At 40.7% G+C, this 19,266-nt stretch carries 20 protein-coding genes; 15 read left to right on the top strand and 5 right to left on the bottom strand.

Annotated elements, in window-relative coordinates; all coding sequences use genetic code 11:
* The first annotated feature begins 219 nt into the window (after nt 1-219).
* From E2R53_RS14090 to yugI, 6 genes are all read left to right on the top strand, one after another.
* The gene (locus tag E2R53_RS14090; RefSeq protein WP_133312405.1) at nt 220-720 is read left to right on the top strand and encodes an Lrp/AsnC family transcriptional regulator; all 501 of its coding nucleotides are present in this window, start codon (nt 220-222) and stop codon (nt 718-720) included.
* Nucleotides 717-1,883: an aminotransferase gene (locus tag E2R53_RS14085; protein ID WP_133312404.1), complete on the top strand. Its 1,167-nt coding sequence runs from the start codon at nt 717-719 to the stop codon at nt 1,881-1,883. Before E2R53_RS14090 ends, E2R53_RS14085 begins: the two co-directional genes overlap by 4 nt.
* 209 nt (nt 1,884-2,092) lie before the next feature.
* Nucleotides 2,093-2,650 carry an RNA polymerase sigma factor gene (locus E2R53_RS14080; RefSeq protein ID WP_133312403.1) on the top strand — a complete coding sequence of 186 codons (558 nt, stop codon included), beginning with the start codon at nt 2,093-2,095 and terminating at the stop codon, nt 2,648-2,650.
* Nucleotides 2,643-4,280: a hypothetical protein gene (locus E2R53_RS14075; RefSeq protein WP_133312402.1), complete on the top strand. Its 1,638-nt coding sequence runs from the start codon at nt 2,643-2,645 to the stop codon at nt 4,278-4,280. Before E2R53_RS14080 ends, E2R53_RS14075 begins: the two co-directional genes overlap by 8 nt.
* A 93-nt stretch (nt 4,281-4,373) precedes the next feature.
* The gene (locus E2R53_RS14070) at nt 4,374-4,826 is read left to right on the top strand and encodes a GNAT family N-acetyltransferase (RefSeq protein WP_353653480.1); all 453 of its coding nucleotides are present in this window, start codon (nt 4,374-4,376) and stop codon (nt 4,824-4,826) included.
* Nucleotides 4,827-5,024: 198 nt separating this feature from the next.
* Nucleotides 5,025-5,423, top strand: coding sequence for a S1 domain-containing post-transcriptional regulator GSP13 (gene yugI, locus E2R53_RS14065; protein ID WP_133312401.1), 399 nt, complete (start codon nt 5,025-5,027; stop codon nt 5,421-5,423).
* An 84-nt stretch (nt 5,424-5,507) separates the two neighbouring features.
* On the opposite strand, the gene E2R53_RS14060 is transcribed toward yugI, so the two are convergent.
* Entirely contained in the window at nt 5,508-5,741 is a 234-nt protein-coding gene (locus tag E2R53_RS14060; protein ID WP_029566094.1) for a DUF378 domain-containing protein, read from the bottom strand.
* Nucleotides 5,742-5,899: 158 nt separating this feature from the next.
* Here E2R53_RS14060 and E2R53_RS14055 point away from each other — a divergent pair, with 158 nt between their 5' ends.
* From E2R53_RS14055 to E2R53_RS14045, 3 genes are all read left to right on the top strand, one after another.
* Complete coding sequence (locus E2R53_RS14055) at nt 5,900-7,063, top strand: iron-containing alcohol dehydrogenase (protein WP_133312400.1); 1,164 nt, start codon at nt 5,900-5,902, stop codon at nt 7,061-7,063.
* A 143-nt stretch (nt 7,064-7,206) separates the two neighbouring features.
* Nucleotides 7,207-8,556: a glucose-6-phosphate isomerase gene (locus E2R53_RS14050; protein ID WP_133312399.1), complete on the top strand. Its 1,350-nt coding sequence runs from the start codon at nt 7,207-7,209 to the stop codon at nt 8,554-8,556.
* Nucleotides 8,557-8,653: 97 nt separating this feature from the next.
* Complete coding sequence (locus E2R53_RS14045) at nt 8,654-9,058, top strand: YugN-like family protein (RefSeq protein ID WP_070875860.1); 405 nt, start codon at nt 8,654-8,656, stop codon at nt 9,056-9,058.
* Here the strand turns inward: E2R53_RS14045 and E2R53_RS14040 are convergent.
* Both E2R53_RS14040 and E2R53_RS14035 read right to left on the bottom strand, forming a co-directional pair.
* Nucleotides 9,055-10,047, bottom strand: a complete 993-nt coding sequence (locus E2R53_RS14040) for a potassium channel family protein (protein ID WP_133312398.1) — start codon at nt 10,045-10,047, stop codon at nt 9,055-9,057. The two genes, E2R53_RS14045 and E2R53_RS14040, sit on opposite strands and share 4 nt — an antisense overlap.
* 12 nt (nt 10,048-10,059) lie before the next feature.
* On the bottom strand, nt 10,060-10,302 hold the full coding sequence (locus E2R53_RS14035; protein ID WP_133312397.1) for an atypical membrane-integrating protein (Mistic protein): 243 nt from the start codon (nt 10,300-10,302) through the stop codon (nt 10,060-10,062).
* Nucleotides 10,303-10,461: 159 nt separating this feature from the next.
* On the opposite strand from E2R53_RS14035, the gene E2R53_RS14030 reads away from it, so the two are divergent.
* From E2R53_RS14030 to E2R53_RS14005, 6 genes are all read left to right on the top strand, one after another.
* A complete protein-coding gene (locus E2R53_RS14030) occupies nt 10,462-11,766 on the top strand; it encodes a glycosyltransferase family 2 protein (RefSeq protein WP_133312396.1) in 1,305 nt (434 codons plus the stop codon).
* A gap of 117 nt (nt 11,767-11,883) precedes the next feature.
* A complete protein-coding gene (locus E2R53_RS14025; RefSeq protein WP_133312395.1) occupies nt 11,884-13,197 on the top strand; it encodes a hemolysin family protein in 1,314 nt (437 codons plus the stop codon).
* A gap of 252 nt (nt 13,198-13,449) precedes the next feature.
* Nucleotides 13,450-14,685: a dicarboxylate/amino acid:cation symporter gene (locus E2R53_RS14020; protein WP_133312394.1), complete on the top strand. Its 1,236-nt coding sequence runs from the start codon at nt 13,450-13,452 to the stop codon at nt 14,683-14,685.
* A 304-nt stretch (nt 14,686-14,989) separates the two neighbouring features.
* Nucleotides 14,990-16,651 carry a glycoside hydrolase family 13 protein gene (locus tag E2R53_RS14015; protein ID WP_133312393.1) on the top strand — a complete coding sequence of 554 codons (1,662 nt, stop codon included), beginning with the start codon at nt 14,990-14,992 and terminating at the stop codon, nt 16,649-16,651.
* A gap of 149 nt (nt 16,652-16,800) precedes the next feature.
* A complete protein-coding gene (locus tag E2R53_RS14010; protein WP_133312392.1) occupies nt 16,801-17,217 on the top strand; it encodes a secondary thiamine-phosphate synthase enzyme YjbQ in 417 nt (138 codons plus the stop codon).
* Complete coding sequence (locus tag E2R53_RS14005; RefSeq protein WP_133312391.1) at nt 17,198-18,121, top strand: MBL fold metallo-hydrolase; 924 nt, start codon at nt 17,198-17,200, stop codon at nt 18,119-18,121. The genes E2R53_RS14010 and E2R53_RS14005 overlap by 20 nt, the downstream gene beginning before the upstream one ends.
* Before the next feature lie 309 nt (nt 18,122-18,430).
* On the opposite strand, the gene E2R53_RS14000 is transcribed toward E2R53_RS14005, so the two are convergent.
* Nucleotides 18,431-18,763 carry a DUF948 domain-containing protein gene (locus tag E2R53_RS14000; RefSeq protein WP_165970991.1) on the bottom strand — a complete coding sequence of 111 codons (333 nt, stop codon included), beginning with the start codon at nt 18,761-18,763 and terminating at the stop codon, nt 18,431-18,433.
* A 58-nt stretch (nt 18,764-18,821) separates the two neighbouring features.
* Nucleotides 18,822-19,220, bottom strand: coding sequence for an HIT family protein (locus tag E2R53_RS13995; protein WP_286166207.1), 399 nt, complete (start codon nt 19,218-19,220; stop codon nt 18,822-18,824).
* Nucleotides 19,221-19,266 lie beyond the last annotated feature (46 nt).

The raw sequence follows: 19,266 nt of genomic DNA, 5'->3' as shown, positions 1-19,266 counted from the left end.
TCCCCTATAGACATGAATTCGTATAAGCTGACAAAAGCTGACGGTTATCAGCATATTTGCCGTGAAAGTTTCTGTTATTTTAACCTTGAATCCCGAAATAACTCATGTAAAATCTACCCGTATTTTGAAGAAAAAAAACGGAGAACCCCCATGTCTGTTTTCTCCTGTTCATGCTATAATTATCAGAACATTCTTAATGGATAGAAGGAGGACGACGAAATGAAGCTTTCTCAAAAGGAAACGGAAATACTTGAGCTTTTAGAGGAAAACAGCAGGCTGACTCCTCTTGCAATAGCCAAAATGGTGCAGCTGTCAGAGGAAGAAACGATTGAAACGATTAAACGTCTTGAGGAACTAAAGGTTATTATTGATTATTCGACAACTGTCAACTGGCGCAAAGTTGATGGCCATGAAGGTGTAACAGCGATGATTGATGTAAAGGTCGCGCCAAAAAGAGGAACAGGCTTTGATGCGATTGCAGAACGGATATACAGATTTAATGAAGTGAAATCTGTTTATCTCATGTCAGGGGCTTACGACTTATCTGTTGTGATTGAAGGCAGATCGATGTCAGAGGTTGCTCATTTTGTTTCAGATAAGCTATCTACGCTTGATTCCGTGCTTTCAACAACGACTCATTTTATTTTGAAAAAATACAAGCATGACGGCAAAATTTACGAGCAGGATGATGAAGACAGACGAATAGTGGTGTCTCCATGACACAAGAGAAGTATCTATCTAAAACCGTTTCACAATTAAAGCCTTCCGGCATCCGCAAGTTCTTTGATCTTGCGGCTGGCATGGAAGGTGTTATTTCGCTTGGAGTCGGAGAACCGGATTTTGTCACTTCATGGAATGTCAGAGAAGCATGCATCTTATCGCTGGAGCAGGGCTTTACTTCCTACACAGCAAATGCAGGTCTTGCAGAGCTGAGAGTGGAGATTGTCCGATATTTGCAAAAGAAATTCAATGTTTCTTATCGCTATGAGGATGAAGTTATTGTTACTGTAGGAGCCAGTCAGGCTTTGGATATTGCGTTAAGAGCAATCACAAATCCTTTAGATGAAGTGCTGATTCCGGAACCGTGCTTTGTTTCTTATGGACCATTAGTATCGCTTGCAGGAGGGGTGCCTGTACCGCTGCATACTAAGGCAGAAGATCAGTTTAAACTTCTGCCAAAACAAATAGAAGCGGCGATTACAGACCGTACAAAGGCATTGCTGCTCTGCTCGCCAAGCAATCCTACAGGTGCTGTGTTAAACAAACAGGAGCTCGAACAAATCGCTAACATGGCTGAAAAGCACGATTTACTCATTTTAGCTGATGAGATTTATGCTGAACTTACATATGATGAGGCCTATACCAGCTTCCCAAGTTTACAGGGAATGCATGAAAGGACGATTTTAATATCAGGCTTTTCAAAAGGCTTTGCGATGACTGGATGGCGCCTTGGTTTTATTGCTGCTCCAGCTGAACTGTCTCAGGCTATGCTTAAAATTCATCAGTACTCAATGATGTGCGCTCCAACAATGGCTCAGTTTGGAGCAATCGAAGCCCTGAAAAACGGACTGCAGGATGTCGAACAAATGAAAAAAAGCTACAGGCAGAGAAGAAATTATTTCGTTGAGACTCTTAATGAAATCGGGCTGCCTTGCCATCTGCCGGGAGGAGCTTTCTACGCGTTTCCGTCCATTGTAAATACTGGACTAAGTTCAGAAGAATTTGCTGAGCGGCTGCTGCTTGAACAAAAGGTAGCTGTTGTGCCTGGGCATGTTTTTGGAGAAAGCGGAGAGGGTTTTATCAGATGCTCATACGCATCTTCCTTAGAGCAGCTGCAAGAGGCATTAAGAAGAATTTCTATTTTTATGAAGAATTTTCAGTAGGCATTCATAAAAAAATGGACAAAACCGTTAAGGTTTTGTCCAAAAAACAAAAGGGGGGAATACTAGAAAGCTTATACGCTAATAGTATTCCCCTTTTTTTAAGGGATAAACCTCTTTTTTACATTATTCTGCTTCTAAATTCTAAAGCTTTTTATTGAAACAAATAGTCATTAGCTCACGTTTCATAGATGTCAGAAGGAGGGCAGAACATGAACGATGATGAGTTGGTTTTAAAAGCAAAAAAAGGCAATATGAATGCGTTTCAAGAGCTTGTTGAGAAATACACTCCAGTTGTTGAAAAGTTTGCTTATCAGCTGGGTAACCGGCGCGATGATATAGATGATATTACACAGGAAGTATTTATACGAGTGTACCGTTTTCTTGATCAATTTTCAAAAGCGAAATTTTCAACATGGCTTTATAAAATAACCTTGAATGTGACGCGCGATGCTGCAAGAAAACGAATGTCTAATAGGCAAAAGATCTTTAAAATTCAAAACGAGCCTGCTTATGATTATCCGGAGGTTGAAGCTCATGTTCTTCAAAATGAAGAAGACAGGACTCTTCATCTATGCATTCAAAAACTTGATGAAAAATACAGAATTCCAATTGTCCTCTATTTTTTTCATGAGCTTAAATATGAAGAGATTGCTGAAATCATGTCAATCACGTTATCTACTGTGAAAACAAGAATTTTAAGAGGAAAAGCGATGCTTAAGAAGTTATTGGAGGAGCACGAGAAGAAAGAAGGTGAAACTCATGGATGATCAAATCTTTGAGCAAAGATTATCGAACTTAAAACAATCCTACCAGGAGCTGCCTGTGCAGACTTCTTCAGATAAAATTATGGAACGAATTAAAATAGAACAGAAAAAGAAGCGGAGCTTTTTCTCGGCACAAACCTTATATGCCGCAAGCTTTATTGGCGTTTTGATTATAGCAGGACTTTTAGGAACACAGCTTTTAATGCAAAAAGAGCACCGTAATGGAGGAACAGGGGACCAGCCTCCAGCAGCCGCAGTGCCTCCTTCAGCTGAAGAAATTGAAGCAAGGCATGAAGAAATCAGACAGCTGTATGATGATCATCTGTCGGCTTTTGATAAAGAAGTCAGTATAGCTGATCCTGAACAATATGCTTTTATACAAGATGCCAAAAAAGCTGCAGCTGATTTTGAGGAAAGAGATACTTTTAAATCAAAGCAGGAGCTTGAAAATTACTACAATAAAGTAAAGCAGACGGTTCGGCAAAATGTCGCAGTTCCAAGTGAGCAGCTTAGAAATTTGCGTGCGAAAGCTGAAGAAGGACAGCAAATAAAAGATGAAGAAATCATCAGTTTGCTTGAAAAACAGCGTATGATGAATGAATATTACTTTGAAAAATGGCTGGCCGTCTCACAAAACTTACAATATACAGATGTGTTTGCTTTTGCAGACGAATTGAATCGTTCCGGCACAGATGACCCTGAAGCTGGTCCAGTCGTAAAAGAGATCAGAGACAGCGGGTATCGTTTTTACCATGAAGGGGAAGGGATGATTAACTTTCAGTCTGACCTGCGTTTATTGGAAGCGGAACTAAAGCCGAGCGCTCAAATGCAGCAGTATTTTGAAATGGAAAATCAGGCTCAGGTGACAGAAGACGGTGCTGTCAGTATTACACCGCAGGAGCTTGCAGATCGGACAGTTGCATTAGAAGACTTTATTAATAAAAATCCGAATTTTAAATATGGTGAAAAGCTAAAAGAGCGGTATGAATTTTGGCTGTTCTTGCTCTTAAAAGGACTTAACAACTCGCCTGCAATCGATGAAGAGAATCGTTTGAAGGAGGAATGGAAGTCGGCAATGGAATATGTCATGGAAAAGGATCCAAATAGTCAAACCGCGGCTGCCGTATCCGAATTCTACAATTATTTAAAAGAGAAGAATTTTAGGTTTAATACAATAGAAGAATATCAGCAATATAAGGTAACAGTACCAGAAAGCTTAAGTCCGGCAGTATCGTTTTACGGAGGCAGAGAATTCAGTTTGTTTCCTTTATCAAATCGAATATACAATGCCTACCTTTCATTTAAGGATGATGGAAACGAAACAGCACTAAATGAACTCCAGCCTGCCGATGTGATACGACTATATATGTATACAATTGTTAAGGGAGATACAGACACTGCTTATGAACTCCTTTATAAGGAAGAAGGGACTCCGTCAAAAGAGGAATTTGAACGTGAAATACAAAATAAAGCTCCCGAGTATCAAACACTTTCCAATAAGCTGTATAAGCTAGGTGAAAAATATGATGAAAATAACGTGAAATTAGAATTTTTCTATGAGGATGGTTCTGTTGACATTTTTGAACTAAGAATCGATCAGCAAAATTATTCATCGAAGATTATTTACCAGTAAAGCAGATATATTCTCAAATGACATGTATCCATTTTCATAACCTGAACCGGGCACTTTCAGCCCGGTTTTTCCAATGAAAAGAAGGCGTTCAAAATGCTGGTTCAAACTGACAGGCTTTCAGTACGTAAATTAGAAAGAAGGGATAGCGTTTTATTGGCAAAGTGGCTTTCTGACAACAGGGTACTGGAGTTTTATGAGGGAAGGGACAAACCGTTTTCACTGGCAATGGCTGAAAAGAAATTTTATGATCGGAATAACGAAACCGTAAGATGTATCATAGCCTATGATGATATCCCGATTGGATATCTGCAATTTTATGAAATAAGTGAGGAAGAACGTGAACTGTACGGGTATGTAAATGGAGTTGTCCTTGGAATGGATCAATTCATAGGTGAGCCCGAATGTTGGAACAGAGGACTTGGTAAGCAGGTTATTGGTGCGATGGCCTCCTGCCTGCTTGCTCATGCAGATCGATTGGTCATGGATCCTCTGACAACTAACGAGCGTGCCATTCGCTGCTATGAAAAGTGCGTTTCAAAAAAGTAAAACTGCTGCCAAAACGACTTTTCCATGAAGGCGCTTACCGGAATTGCTGGCTGATGGAAAAGAAGAAGTGACAATCTTCTGAGAGCTCAAATGCTTGACATAAATAAAAAACTTCATTGAAAAAAATGGAGATATATGATATAGTTTTAAATTGCGTATATTAAACGAGAAAAATACAACTTATATAGGAGTGTTACCATGAGCACAAAATACGAAACAGGTTCTGTTCACACAGGCAAAGTAACAGGAATCCAACGCTACGGAGCGTTTGTAGCATTAGATGAATCAACACAAGGTTTAGTTCACATTTCTGAAATCGCACACGGTTTTGTTAAAGATATTAACGAGCAATTAAAAGTTGGCGATGAAGTTCAAGTAAAAGTTCTTTCAGTTGACGAGCAAGCTGGAAAAATCAGCCTTTCAATTCGTGCAACTCAAGAAGCTCCAGCACAAACTGAAGCTCCTAAAAAGCCTAAAAAGCGTCAAGCTACAATGAAAGCAACTCCTGCTTATTCTAATGAAACTCCACAAGGTTTCAACACTCTTAAAGAAAAATTAGAAGAGTGGATCGAGCAGTCTAAACAAACAAATAAATAAGAACATGAAAAGGATGCATCCTGCTGGATGGATTCTTTTTTTTTGCATAAAAAAAGCACCGGATTAAAATCCGGTGCTTACTCTTTATCGTGCTTCCGGTTTTGGTTCTGTACGGCCGAGTTCAGCTGCAGGTTTGAAGAGGATGGCAAGGTTGATAAGACCTGCAATTCCCACTAGTCCATAGATAATTCTAGATAATGCAGCGTCCTGGCCGCCGAAAATAGCAGCTACTAAATCAAATTGGAAGAAACCGATTAAACCCCAGTTTATCGCTCCGATAATAGTAAGTACAAGTGCAATTCGCTGTAATGCGCTCATGCTGTTACCTCCTTTAAATATGTGAATGCACTCATAGAATGTGAAGATACCGGTCAAATTATTCATGCTGTTCAAAAAGAGTTTGCCAAGCGCATTTCTTGCAAAAATAATCGAAAAAAGGTCATACTTAATTTATACAAAGTAAGGAGGCGATGATTGTGGAAAATTTTACATACCATAATCCTACTAAATTAATTTTTGGTAAAGATCAGCTTGAACAGCTAAAAACAGAGGTGCCTAAATACGGCAAAAATGTTCTCCTTGTTTATGGTGGCGGAAGCATTAAGCGTAATGGTTTATATGACAAAGTTCTTGCGCAGCTTGAGGAAATCGGAGCGAACGTGTTTGAACTTGCAGGAGTTGAACCAAATCCAAGGTTATCGACTGTAAAACGTGGCGTAAACCTATCTAAAAGCGAAAACATCGACTTTCTTTTAGCCGTAGGCGGAGGAAGCGTCATTGACTGTACAAAAGCTATCGCTGCAGGAGCCAAATATGACGGAGATGCTTGGGATATTGTTACGAAAAAACATATGCCGACGGAAGCTCTCCCTTTTGGAACAGTTCTCACATTAGCAGCAACTGGATCTGAAATGAATGCAGGCTCTGTTATCACGAACTGGGAAACTCAAGAGAAATACGGATGGGGAAGTCCTCTGACATTCCCGAAATTCTCTATTTTAGATCCTGTCAACACGTATACAGTTCCGCAGGACCAAACAGTTTATGGCATGGTGGACATGATGTCCCATGTGTTTGAACAATATTTCCACCATACGAAAAACACTCCGCTGCAGGATCGTTTCTGTGAAGCTACTTTAAAAACAGTTATAGAAACAGCTCCTAAGCTGATGAATGACTTAGAAAATTATGAGCTTCGCGAAACCATTCTGTATTCAGGCACAATTGCATTAAACGGATCTCTGCAAATGGGATACCGCGGCGATTGGGCTACTCATAATATTGAGCATGCTGTATCAGCTGTTTATGACATTCCGCACGCCGGCGGACTCGCGATCCTTTTCCCTAACTGGATGAGACATACGCTGGATGAAAATGTTGGACGCTTTAAACAAGTGGCTGAACGTGTATTCAATGTAGACCCGGAAGGAAAATCAGATCGTGATATCGCATTAGAAGGAATTGATAAGTTAAGCGAATTCTGGAGCAGCTTAGGCGCCCCAAGCCGCCTTGCTGATTATGACATCACAGACGAGAAGATTGACCTGATTGCTGATAAAGCAATGGCTAATGGCGAGTTCGGCAACTTTAAAAAGCTGAATAAAGAAGACGTTCTTGCAATCTTGAGAGCATCTCTCTAATAGCAGAGCACCCTGTTTCAGCAGGGTGTTTTATTTATTTTTAAATTGGACGCGTTTACATCAGGAGGCTCGCTTGATTTACCCTCTCAGTTTCGTTAAAGTGAAAGAGGATAAAAATTTTTATATGCGATGGAGGAACTGCAATGACACATGTTCGTTTTGATTATTCTAAAGCGTTGTCATTTTTTGGTGAACACGAACTTACATATTTGCGCGATTTCGTTAAAGTGGCGCATCATTCAATTCATGAAAAAACAGGTGCTGGAAGCGACTATCTGGGATGGGTTGATCTTCCGTCTGAGTATGATAAAGAAGAATTTGCACGCATTCAAAAAAGTGCTGAAAAAATCAAATCTGATTCAGATGTTCTTTTAGTTGTCGGAATCGGCGGTTCATACCTTGGAGCACGTGCTGCTCTTGAAATGCTGAACCATTCTTTCTACAATGCGCTATCTAAAGAACAGCGCAAAACGCCTCAGATCATTTTTGTTGGAAATAATATCAGCTCAACATACATGAAGGACTTAATGGATCTTCTTGAGGGGAAAGACTTCTCCATCAATGTTATTTCTAAATCAGGCACAACGACAGAACCTGCGCTTGCATTCCGTATTTTCCGCAAGCTGCTTGAAGAAAAATACGGCAAAGCTGAAGCTAAATCCCGTATTTATGCAACAACAGACAAAGCTCGCGGTGCTTTAAAAACACTTGCGACTGAAGAAGGCTACGAATCATTCATTATTCCAGATGATGTTGGCGGACGTTATTCTGTATTAACAGCTGTTGGTTTATTGCCGATTGCTGCTGCAGGAGCTGACATTGAAGAAATGATGAAAGGTGCAGCAGCAGCTATGGAGGACTTTGCAAATTCTGAGCTTGAAGAGAATGCTGCCTATCAATATGCCGCTGTGAGAAATGCATTATATAACCGCGGAAAAACGATTGAAATGCTCATTAACTATGAGCCGGGTCTTCAATATTTTGCAGAGTGGTGGAAGCAGCTGTTTGGCGAAAGTGAAGGAAAAGATCAAAAAGGTATTTTCCCTGCTTCAGCAAACTTCTCAACGGATCTTCATTCAATGGGACAATACGTTCAAGAAGGACGCCGCGATCTATTTGAAACGGTGCTGAACGTTGAGAAGCCCCGTCATGAATTAACCATTGAAGCGGAAGAGAATGATTTGGACGGCTTAAATTACTTAGCTGGAGAAACAGTTGATTTCGTTAATAAAAAAGCATTCCAGGGCACAATGCTTGCTCATACAGACGGAGGCGTTCCGAACTTGATCGTGAACCTTCCGGAAATGAACGAGTACACATTCGGATACCTGGTTTATTTCTTCGAAAAAGCATGTGCTATGAGCGGATACCTTTTAGGAGTTAATCCATTTGACCAGCCTGGTGTTGAAGCATACAAAGTTAACATGTTTGCTTTACTTGGCAAACCTGGTTTTGAAGAAGTGAAAGCAGAGCTTGAAAAGCGTTTGAAATAAAAACAAAAAGGAGATGTGCCACATGGCGCATCTCCTTTTTTAATGATAAAAAAGAACCCTTTAGGAAAACCTATTCTTTAAAAGGAGGTTGATGGACGTGATTGAAATTCCATCAAAGCTTGAAGGGAAGTCATTTAAGCTCTATCATCTTGAACAGCAGCTGAAACCGCTTGGATATGCGATTGGGGGAGGGTGGGAGTATGATCATGGCTCATTTGATTATAAGATTGATGATGAAGTAGGCTATCAGTTCTTGCGCGTTCCATTTACAGCAGTGGATGGCCAGCTTGATTCGCAAAATACGACAGTTAAGCTGACAAATCCATATCTGCTTTCACATAAATACCAAATTGGACTTGATGATAATGTTCATATTGGAAATGTGAAAGCTTCGTTTGATCAATTTCAGGAACCTCAGGACAAGGACGCCGAGTTTCCTGAAAAGTATATTGATCTTGGCAAGGATCTAGTGAAAGAACTTGAAGCAGTCTTGCTGGACTAGTGAGTAATCAGAATGAGTAAATCATCCTGATGAAGGACTTGGGAGATGGGCGGGTTTAACTTCGTCTTATCTCCTTTTTTGATGCCGATCAACAGCAGCTCTTTTTCTAGAAGGGCATGGCTTGCCGCATGAAAGGTTTCTCCTATTAATTCCTCGGGAATCGGTTCAATTTTGAAGTAGTTTCCATTTGCCGGATTGAGTTCAGAGTATACGCTTGATAATCCGTATTTTGCTAAGTAGCTGTTCATCATTAAGTGACTTGAAAGCTGATAAGATTTAATAATTTCATCTGCTCCAGCACGCTTTGCGTTATTCAGATGCATGCCGGTAACGAGCTCAATAACCGTATATAAATCGGGATTTATCCCTTTTAAAGCAAGTAAAATTAGAATAGTGTGCATATCGGCATCGGACTCATTCTTATGCTGGTTGGCTGTAATAATTGCAGCATCAGCCTGTTCGATATTCGCCTTCACAAGCGTGCGGTCTATTGTCGGATTCCCTCTAATAAAATGAAGATTTTCAATGAGCGGTGACTCCTCAAGCGTATCATCAATTAAAACGAGGGTTTTGTACGGTTTTATTTTTTGAAACGTCTCAATGAGTTCGCTCGTTTTCTCATTCCATCCGATAATGACGATATGATTGCCATGTTTAAACGTGGTATCCCCTTTAAGGTATGAATGCTGTTTTTGAAAAGCTGCAGCTGACAATGTAGCAAAATAGGTTGTGACAAACCCTGCACCGATCAAAATGAGCACCATTCCGACAAAGCGTCCCGCTACGGTTTTAGGCACATAGTCTCCGAAGCCGACTGTGGATACGGTGACAAGCGCCCACCAGATTCCATCAAACACGGTTGGAAAAACTTCAGGTTCAATAAGTGAAATCACCTGTCCGAAAAGAAGCACAATCAGCATCACGATCAAAACAATCCTAAAATACAGCGGCCACTTCAGCCAATCAATCAATAATTTATTAGACCTCACTATTTTCACCTCTTATTTTTCTTTTGGAAGAAAAGAAAGGACTTCTCTGATAATAGAGTTAATCTTCTCAGTGACTGTATCTTTTCCGTAGACACCTATAGCTTTTTCGATTGCTGACATCGTGTTCTCATTAAATTCGATGATAGGCTTATCCTCTTCTGCGTCATTGTAAAATTGAATAAAGACATCAAGTCCTTCATTCATTTTATCAATCGCATCGCTGAGTGCGTTTTTTTCATCTTCTGTCAGTTTCATCGTTTCACTTCCCGTTCAAAACGTATTCTTCTGTAGTATGTGCAATCTTGCTCTATTTTTTCGGCAATCGGTGAAAGTTATCATCTTTGTCCTAAGGGCATGTAATTGTTTTTTTTGTAAAAGATAAAAGAAACAGGCATTACCTGAGGTTGATAACTTATGAAAAAAAGATATGTATCAGTAAAAAAGAAGTTTTGGATCAGCCAGACCGCTGCCGTTCTTTGGATGGTCGCATCGATCTTACTTTCATTGCCGTGGGTAAGGGAGCTTGCAGAAATCATAGGGCTTCCTCTTGCCATTATGATTATTGCCGGAATTGCGTATGTTCCGGGATTTTTAAATGCTTTTTTAGTGTGCAGTCTGTGGATCGACAGGCAGCCTAGACATAAGAATATCAGCCCCGATGTGCCGGTTACCGTCATTATTGCTGCAAGAAATGAAGAAAGAAATATCGGGACTGTGATTCATTACATCGCTAAACAGGATTATGAAGGCGAGATTCATGTGATCGTGGTTGATAATGGGTCCACTGATGATACTGCAGCTAGAGCTGAAAAGACTGGGAAAGAACTTAGGCTGAATCTTCGTGTTTTAAATGAGGAAAAGCCAGGGAAGTTTCATGCTCTGAACCGTGGAATCAGTCAAACAAATACGGAGTTTGTTTTGACGCTTGATGCTGATACTCTTTTACATATAAGTGCCATTCGTTATATTGTCGCAAGAATGGTGAGTTCACCTGAAGATGTATGTGCCGTTGCAGGTACAATTCTTGCCAGAAACAGCCGTGAGAATTTACTTACAAAAATGCAGGAGTGGGATTATTTCCTTGGAATTGCAGCCATAAAGAGACTTCAGGGGCTTTATCAGGGAACACTTGTCGCACAAGGGGCTTTTAGTCTTTATAAGACAGATGCAGTAAAGGAAATCGGAGGCTGGCCTGAAGCCATTGGTGAGGATATTGTGCTGACATGGCGGTTCCTTCACCGCAATTACAGGGTTTACTTCGAGCCGCTTTCTGTTGCTTTTACTGAAGTTCCAGCGACGTTTCATCATTTTGCCAAACAGAGATCAAGATGGGCCAGGGGAATGATCGAAGCTTTGAAGGAAATGAAGCCCTGGCATCAGCCGGTTCTCTTCGCGAAATTTTTGACCGGCATAAACTTTATCATGCCATACCTGGATTTTACATACACAGTATTCTGGATTCCAGGCCTTATTCTTGCATTCTTCGGTTACTTTTGGATTGTAGGCCCGATGACATTATTTGTTCTTCCGATTACCTTAATCAGCTATTTCAGCATTTACTCCTATCAGAAAAAAGTGTTCAGGGAGCTTGATTTAAAAGTGAGAAAAAACACAGCGGGGTTTTTCTTATTTGTCTTAACTTATCAAATGATCATGTCACCAGTGTCTGTGTGGGGATATATTCAAGAATTTTTTCATTTAAAGAGAATATGGAAATAAATGAGATGCTAAGCGTCTTCTAGTTAGTAAAGAATAGAAAGTATATATAAGTATTCACCTAGAAGGATTTCACCTAAGAAGGGAGGTGACCTTATCCGCTGACGGGTAAGGGAACTCTTGATTGTTACAAATTTATTATTGGTCGCCCTGTTAATTGCAGCTACCGGATTTTTTGTTGCTGCAGAATTTGCCATAGTTAAGGTGAGAAGTTCCAGAATTGATCAACTGGTCGGTGAAGGGAATAAGAACGCGATAGCCGCAAAAAAAGTGACAGGCAGCCTGGATGAATATTTATCTGCCTGCCAGCTCGGCATTACCATAACAGCCCTTGGACTTGGATGGCTTGGGGAGCCGACAATTGAACATTTGCTTCATCCTTTTTTTGACTCATGGGGACTAAACCCATCGCTTTCCGGCATTTTATCGTTTGTCCTGGCTTTTATAGCTATTACTTACTTGCATGTAGTCATTGGAGAGCTTGCGCCAAAAACGCTTGCTATTCAAAAAGCCGAGTTGGTGACAATGACATTGTCACGGCCGCTCATTATTTTTTACAAAATCATGTATCCCTTTATAAAAACGCTGAATGGTTCTGCATTATTTATTGTCAGGCTGTTCGGACTGCATGCGGCATCAGAACATGAAATGGCTCATACAGAAGAGGAACTGAGGATCATTTTGTCTGAAAGCTTGAAAAGCGGCGAGATCAATCAGTCAGAATATAAATACGTTAATAAGATTTTTGAATTTGATAATCGAATAGCCAAAGAAATCATGGTTCCAAGAACAGAGATGGTTACAGTGGCGCTCGAGGATTCTTTTGAGGAAAACTTAGAGATCATGAGGAGCGAACGGTATACAAGATATCCGCTTGAACATGAAGATAAAGACAACATTGTGGGGCTCGTAAATATCAAAGAAGTATTAGATGCCCTTTACATGTCCAAAGAAGGCGTGCTCCTTAAAAATTATATACGGCCTGTCATTAAGGTTATTGAAACAATTCCCATTCAGGATTTATTGATGAGAATGCAAAAAGACCGGATTCACATGGCGATCCTGGTTGATGAATATGGAGGAACAGCCGGGCTTGTAACAGTAGAGGATATCCTTGAGGAAATCGTCGGTGAAATCCGCGATGAGTTTGACGTTGACGAACTGCCTAATGTTCAAAAGAAAAGCGAATATCATTACATTTTCGACGGCAAAGCACTAATTGAAGAAGTGAATGATCTCCTTCAGCTCGAGATCGATTCAGAAGACGTAGATACAATTGGCGGCTGGGTTCTCACCGAGAGAATCGATGTTAAAAAAGGTGACAAAATTATGTCTGACGGATACGAGTTTACCGTAACGGACATGGAAGGGCATCATATTAAGACGCTTGAAGCAAAAAAGAAGATGGAAGCAGGAACAGGTAATCCAGAATGATTGCCTGTTTTTTATATGTAAAAAATTCAATAAAAAGGTGTAGAACACACGCATTTTACCACCTGAATGGCCTTTTCCAGCTGCACTTGGGAAATTAATTTTGTAAGATAGAATAAATTCTCGATGAACATGCTAACTATCCAGAAAGACATTTCACTATCCGTCCGCTTCCACTATTATTTAGTTGAATAATTTTTTTCCCTCTGATAGCATTAGTGAGTTCTTATCGTTATTAGTTGGAGGGATTTTTGGATGAAAGCTTATCGCTTTCCGCTTATTTTGCTGTCTTCTGTACTTATTGGCGGAATAATCGGACTTGTGTTTGGAGAAAAAGCTACATTATTAAAACCGTTTGGTGATCTGTTTTTGAATGCCATGTTTACGGTTGTTGTACCATTAGTATTCTTTACAATCGCTTCTTCCATAGCAAATATGGGAGGAACGAAGCGGCTCGGAAAGATTATGGGAAGCATGCTTGGCGTGTTTCTGTTTACAGGCTTAATTGCTGCTCTTTATATGGTAGTCGTTGTTAAAATCATTCCACCTGCACAGGGAGTGTCGCTTCAGCTTGAAAAACCGGAGGCGCTGGAAGATGTTACACTTGCAGACCAAATTGTCAGCACATTTACGGTTCCGGATTTTGTTGAGTTATTTTCAAGAAATAACATGCTGGCAATGATTGTTTTTTCAGTTTTAGTAGGTTTGTCGGTTTCGATGATCGGGGAAAAAGGGAAGCCGTTTGCAAGCTTTCTTGCGTCCGGATCAGAAGTTTTGATGAAGCTTGTATCATTAATTATGTATTATGCACCGATCGGGCTCGGCGCTTATTTCGCGACTTTAGTCGGTGAATATGGTCCAATGCTTTTAGGTACTTATTTCAAAGCGGGTGTCATGTATTACGTCTCGGCATTTCTCTATTTTGTGATTGCTTTTACGATTTACGCATTCATGTCGGGCAAAAAGCAGGCAGTCACAGTATTCTGGAAAAACATGCTTTCTCCAACCGTGACTTCACTTGCTACCTGCAGCAGTGCAGCTTCGATTCCTGTGAATCTTGAAGCTACACGCAAAATGGGTGTGAGCGCTGATATTCGCGAGACTACTGTCCCTCTTGGTGCTGCTCTTCACAAGGATGGATCCGTACTTGGAGGCGTATTAAAGATTGCCTTCCTTTTTGGAATCTTTGAAATGAACTTCTCAGGTTTTGGCACATTAACCAGTGTTGTCCTTGTAGCAATTCTGGTTGGAACGGTAATGGGAGCTATTCCAAGCGGAGGGATGATTGGCGAAATGCTGATTTTGACCCTTTACGGATTTCCGCCTGAAGCTCTGCCTATCATTGCAGCAATCTCCACGATAATTGATCCGCCGGCAACGATGCTCAATGCTACAGGAGATAATGTCAGCAGCATGATGGTTTCCAGATTAGTAGAAGGAAAAGACTGGCTGAAGAAAAAATCAGCTGAACTTAGTTCCAAAATTGCATAATTGTTTAAGAAGAAGGTATCTTTTGCAGATAGCTTCTTCTTTTTCCAGTTTTAAGGATATTTAAAAACTTTGCGCTTTGATGTCTAGCGCTGCAGGATTGGAGCTGAACGGACGCTTGTGCTTAAAAAACTATTAGAAGGAATTCAAAGGAAATTGTTCAATCTTTAACATAATTAGAGTATAATATTTTTTAGTAATGACAACTTTTAATTAAATGTAAGCGAATACTTTTATACTTAACATTTTAACCCTATTTTTCATTCGTCTTACTCGACGTTAAGGTTGATATAAAGGAGTGTTTCAGTTGAAAAAGATTTGGTGGAAAGAAGCGGTTGCATACCAAATATATCCTAGAAGCTTCGTGGATTCCAATGGTGACGGAATTGGAGATATCCGCGGCATTATTTCTAAATTAGATTACTTAAAAGATTTCGGCATCGATGTGATCTGGATTTGCCCGATTTTCACATCGCCTAATGCTGACAATGGATATGATATCAGTGATTATCAGGATATTATGGCAGACTTCGGAACAATGGAGGATTTTGATGACCTTCTGGCTGAAGTGCATAAGAGAGACATGAAGCTGATCCTTGATTTAGTCGTTAATCATACTAGTGATGAGCATCCTTGGTTCATCGAATCACGCTCTTCAAAAGAGAACGACAAACGTGACTGGTACATCTGGCGCGATGGCAAAAACGGCAAAGAGCCAAACAACTGGGAAAGCATCTTCAGCGGTTCGGCATGGGAGCTTGACGAAGAAACAAATCAATATTACATGCATGTATTCGCAGCAAAGCAGCCTGATTTAAACTGGAAAAACGAAGAAATGAGACAAGCTGTATACGATATGATTAACTGGTGGCTTGATAAAGGCATCGACGGGTTCCGTGTAGATGCAATTTCTCATATCAACAAAAAAGATGGTTTTCCTGATCTGCCTAATCCGAACGGACTGGATTTTGTTTCCTCATTTGATTATCACATGAACGTAGAAGGTATTATGGAGCATCTAAGCGAGCTGAAAGCGCAAACGTTTGCGCGTTACGATATCATGACAGTCGGCGAAGCGAATGGCGTTAAGCTTGAGCAGGCGGAAGACTGGGTTGGCGATACAAATGGCATCTTCAACATGATTTTCCAATTCGAGCACCTCAATTTATGGGACAATGGAACAGAAGGAACAGTCGACCTCATTAAGTTAAAAGAAACGTTAACAAAATGGCAAAAAGGATTGGACGGTTCCGGCTGGAACGCATTATTCCTTGAAAATCACGACCAGCCTCGCTCTGTATCAACATGGGGCAATGATAAAGAGTATTTGACTGAAAGTGCAAAAGCCCTCGCAGCCATGTACTTCTTGATGCAGGGTACACCATTTATATATCAGGGACAGGAGCTTGGAATGACAAACGTTCATTTCCCTTCAATTGATGATTATGATGATGTAGCCATGAAAAACCTTTACCGCATTGAAACAGCAAAAGGACGCTCACATGAAGAAATCATGGAAATTATCTGGCATAAGGGCCGTGATAATTCCCGTACACCAATGCAATGGAATGAAGAGAAAAACGGAGGCTTCACAACAGGCGCACCATGGTTTGGAGCTAACGAAAACTATAAACAAATCAACGTTGAAAAGCAGTTGAAAGATGAGAACTCAGTCTATCATTTTTATAAAAAGATGATTGATCTGCGCAAGGAGCATCTAGTTTTTGTTTATGGATCTTACGACTTGATTCTTCCAAAAGACAAGCAAATTTATGCTTACACAAGAACATATGAAGGCAAAACAGCACTGGTTATCGCAAACATCAGCAACAAAACGGCTTTCTACCAGTACAGCAAGCTGCCGTTATCGAAAGAACAGCTGATTCTTCAAAACTATGAAGTTGCTGACCACAAACACACAACTTCATTCACATTGAAGCCATTCGAAACAAGAGTTTACGTTCTCTAATTCACAACCCCCCCCAAGAAGGATGAATGCCTTTTTGGGGGTTTTTGTCATTAGACGGATCAATTCATTTGAAAAATCGTTCCGAACGTGCCTGATTATGCTTCTTAATGATACAATTCAACCAAAGGAAATAAGGAGGGATATGCAAAATGCTGAAAAAGTTCACTTTAAAAACAAACTCTCGCGACGAGATGGCAGATGTGACTTCAAGTGTAGAAAAACTAGTGAGAGAAGCTTCTATAAAAGAAGGCACTGTCCTTATTTACTGCCCGCATACTACAGCAGGCATTACAATCAATGAAAATGCGGATCCAGATGTAAAAAGAGACATGATCAGACGTTTTGACGAAATCTATCCTTGGCATCATGAAGAGGACCGTCATGAAGAAGGAAATACCGCCGCTCATATGAAAGCGAGCACTGTGGGGGCATCGCAGCATGTTATCGTGACAGACGGAAAGCTGCTGCTGGGTACGTGGCAGGGAATTTACTTCTGTGAATTTGACGGTCCCAGAGAACGGACATTTTACGTAAAGGTGCAGGCAAATGGGGAAAAGATATCGTAACTTAGATGGTGTCGAAAACACCAAAAGCTTTTCTGACTTCAGAAAGTGGATGAAGGAGCGGAGATCGAAAGAAAAGGATTTATCCATATCCATTGAAACTGCTGAAAAAACTTATATAAAAGAGATTAAAAATAATCGGTCTAAAATGAGTTTAACCTGGGTTGGCCATTCGACGTTTTTGATTCAGATGGATGGAGTAAACATTCTGACCGACCCCGTTTGGGCAGAAAGAATGGGCATGCAAAAGCGGCTGACAATACCCGGTCTTCCGATAAGTGAGCTTCCCGAAATTGATGCAGTCCTGATTTCACATGGGCATTATGATCACTTGGACTTCGCAGCGATCAAGCGGCTGAAAGGCAATCCGCTTTTTTATGTGCCTGAGGGGCTTGGTGCTTTATTCAGAAGAAGAGGCTACAAGCATGTGACAGAAGCGGCCTGGTGGGAAGCCTTTCACATGAAAGGCGTCAGCTTTACCTTTGTTCCTGCCCAGCATTGGACAAGAAGAACACTCTGGGATACGAACACGTCTCATTGGGGTGGGTGGGTCATTCGAATTTCGTCATACTCAATCTACTTCGTTGGAGACACAGGATATTTCCGCGGTTTTAAGGAAATCGGCGAGAAGGTTGACATTGATTGCGTGCTCATGCCAATCGGCGCATATGAACCCGAGTGGTTCATGAACGTATCGCATATCAACCCGGAGGATGCAGTCAAAGCTTATCAAGATTTAAATGCAAAAGGACCGTTTGTTCCAATGCATTACGGGGCATACCGGCTCGCTGACGATACGGGGCCGGAAGCTCTAGAGCGGCTGCTGGCAGAATGGGACAAGCGCAAACTGGATCCCGGACAGCTTAACGTAATGAAAATCGGAGAGACATGGTGGGTCGAGCATTGAAATCTAAGTAAGTCTGGTTATAGAGCATGAAAAGTGATTGTATGAAAACAATAAATTGGATATGGTTTAGCTGCTGGATCGGACAAGAAAACGCAGGGATTCTAAATTCCTGCGTTTTTAAAATCTTAGCTTCCATTAGTGGAATAAGATTTTTCCATAAACTTCTTTGCTTTTCCCATTTCATTCTATCTAAAGCACACCCCAAATTAATGCCCATTTCGGAGCAATGAGCTCATTTAAAGTACCAAACAGAACCTCATTTAGATGTCACCAAACAAAAAAACAGACCACAAACGTGATCTGCTTTTCTCAGCCCCGCACTCTGTGAGCGGCTGATTCTTCCTTTTTAGAAGGCAAAAACTCTTTAAAGCCTTTGATTGTTTCCGGAGTTTCTTTAGCAATCTCAATTGTTGTCTGAACGGTCTGTTTTTTGTATTCAACATCTGACATGATTTTCTCCTGGGTGGCAGAAAGCTTCGTGGTTTCGGTTTGAATGCCCTCTGTTTGCTTTTGAATGCGGTTAGCCGTTTCCTGAAGATCCTGCAATGCAGGCTGCGCTTTCTTAAACGTTCTAAAAGCAGAGACTCCTAAATAAATAAGTGCACAAACTACAAGAGCAATGCTTATATAAACAATGGTCATCTGATAATCTCCTTTCGATTTCATCTCTTTTTTATTTTTTACCCTAAAAAGATCATTCTTAATCTTGTATAGAAGGCCTCATATTTTCTTGATCCTTCAGCCAGGAGCGAATGCCGCGGCCTGCATAAGGCTCGTCTTCAAAACGCGGAATAACATGCAGGTGAGCATGAAAAATATGCTGTCCTCCCGTTTCTCCTGAATTCCATCCAATCGTATAGCCATCAGGCTGATACTCTTCGTCAAGAAATTTCTTCACTTCCTGCAGGAGACTGAAAGTAGCATGCCACTCTTCTTCTGTTAACTCGAAAACGGTCGGCCTGTGTTCTCTCGGAACGATTAAGCCCGAACCTTTCAGCACTTTTTGCGGCATTTGCAAAAAGAGACAATGTTCATTGGACAGAACGGCTTGTTGATCTTCTATCATTTCGGGATTGCAAAGCGGGCATAATTCTTCCACCTAAGACAACTCCAATCTTTCTGAATCTATTTTTTACCATTTTAGC

This window comes from Peribacillus frigoritolerans (genome assembly GCF_004358755.1).
GTDB lineage: Bacteria > Bacillota > Bacilli > Bacillales > Bacillaceae > Bacillus_P.
This window is presented reverse-complemented; position numbering and strand designations above follow the sequence as displayed.

Excerpts from the sequence above, each read along its gene's own strand:
- E2R53_RS14070 (WP_353653480.1), top strand. The coding sequence starts at position 4,374 with ATGCTGGTTCAAACTGACAGGCTTTCAGTACGTAAATTAGAAAGAAGG.
- E2R53_RS14060 (WP_029566094.1), bottom strand. The coding sequence starts at position 5,741 with ATGAGCGCATTACAGCGAATTGCACTTGTACTTACTATTATCGGAGCG.
- E2R53_RS14080 (WP_133312403.1), top strand. The coding sequence starts at position 2,093 with ATGAACGATGATGAGTTGGTTTTAAAAGCAAAAAAAGGCAATATGAAT.
- E2R53_RS14030 (WP_133312396.1), top strand. The coding sequence starts at position 10,462 with ATGAAAAAAAGATATGTATCAGTAAAAAAGAAGTTTTGGATCAGCCAG.
- E2R53_RS14020 (WP_133312394.1), top strand. The coding sequence starts at position 13,450 with ATGAAAGCTTATCGCTTTCCGCTTATTTTGCTGTCTTCTGTACTTATT.
- E2R53_RS14000 (WP_165970991.1), bottom strand. The coding sequence starts at position 18,763 with ATGACCATTGTTTATATAAGCATTGCTCTTGTAGTTTGTGCACTTATT.
- E2R53_RS14005 (WP_133312391.1), top strand. The coding sequence starts at position 17,198 with ATGGGGAAAAGATATCGTAACTTAGATGGTGTCGAAAACACCAAAAGC.
- E2R53_RS14010 (WP_133312392.1), top strand. The coding sequence starts at position 16,801 with ATGCTGAAAAAGTTCACTTTAAAAACAAACTCTCGCGACGAGATGGCA.
- E2R53_RS14035 (WP_133312397.1), bottom strand. The coding sequence starts at position 10,302 with ATGAAACTGACAGAAGATGAAAAAAACGCACTCAGCGATGCGATTGAT.
- E2R53_RS14085 (WP_133312404.1), top strand. The coding sequence starts at position 717 with ATGACACAAGAGAAGTATCTATCTAAAACCGTTTCACAATTAAAGCCT.
- yugI (WP_133312401.1), top strand. The coding sequence starts at position 5,025 with ATGAGCACAAAATACGAAACAGGTTCTGTTCACACAGGCAAAGTAACA.
- E2R53_RS14050 (WP_133312399.1), top strand. The coding sequence starts at position 7,207 with ATGACACATGTTCGTTTTGATTATTCTAAAGCGTTGTCATTTTTTGGT.
- E2R53_RS14090 (WP_133312405.1), top strand. The coding sequence starts at position 220 with ATGAAGCTTTCTCAAAAGGAAACGGAAATACTTGAGCTTTTAGAGGAA.
- E2R53_RS14075 (WP_133312402.1), top strand. The coding sequence starts at position 2,643 with ATGGATGATCAAATCTTTGAGCAAAGATTATCGAACTTAAAACAATCC.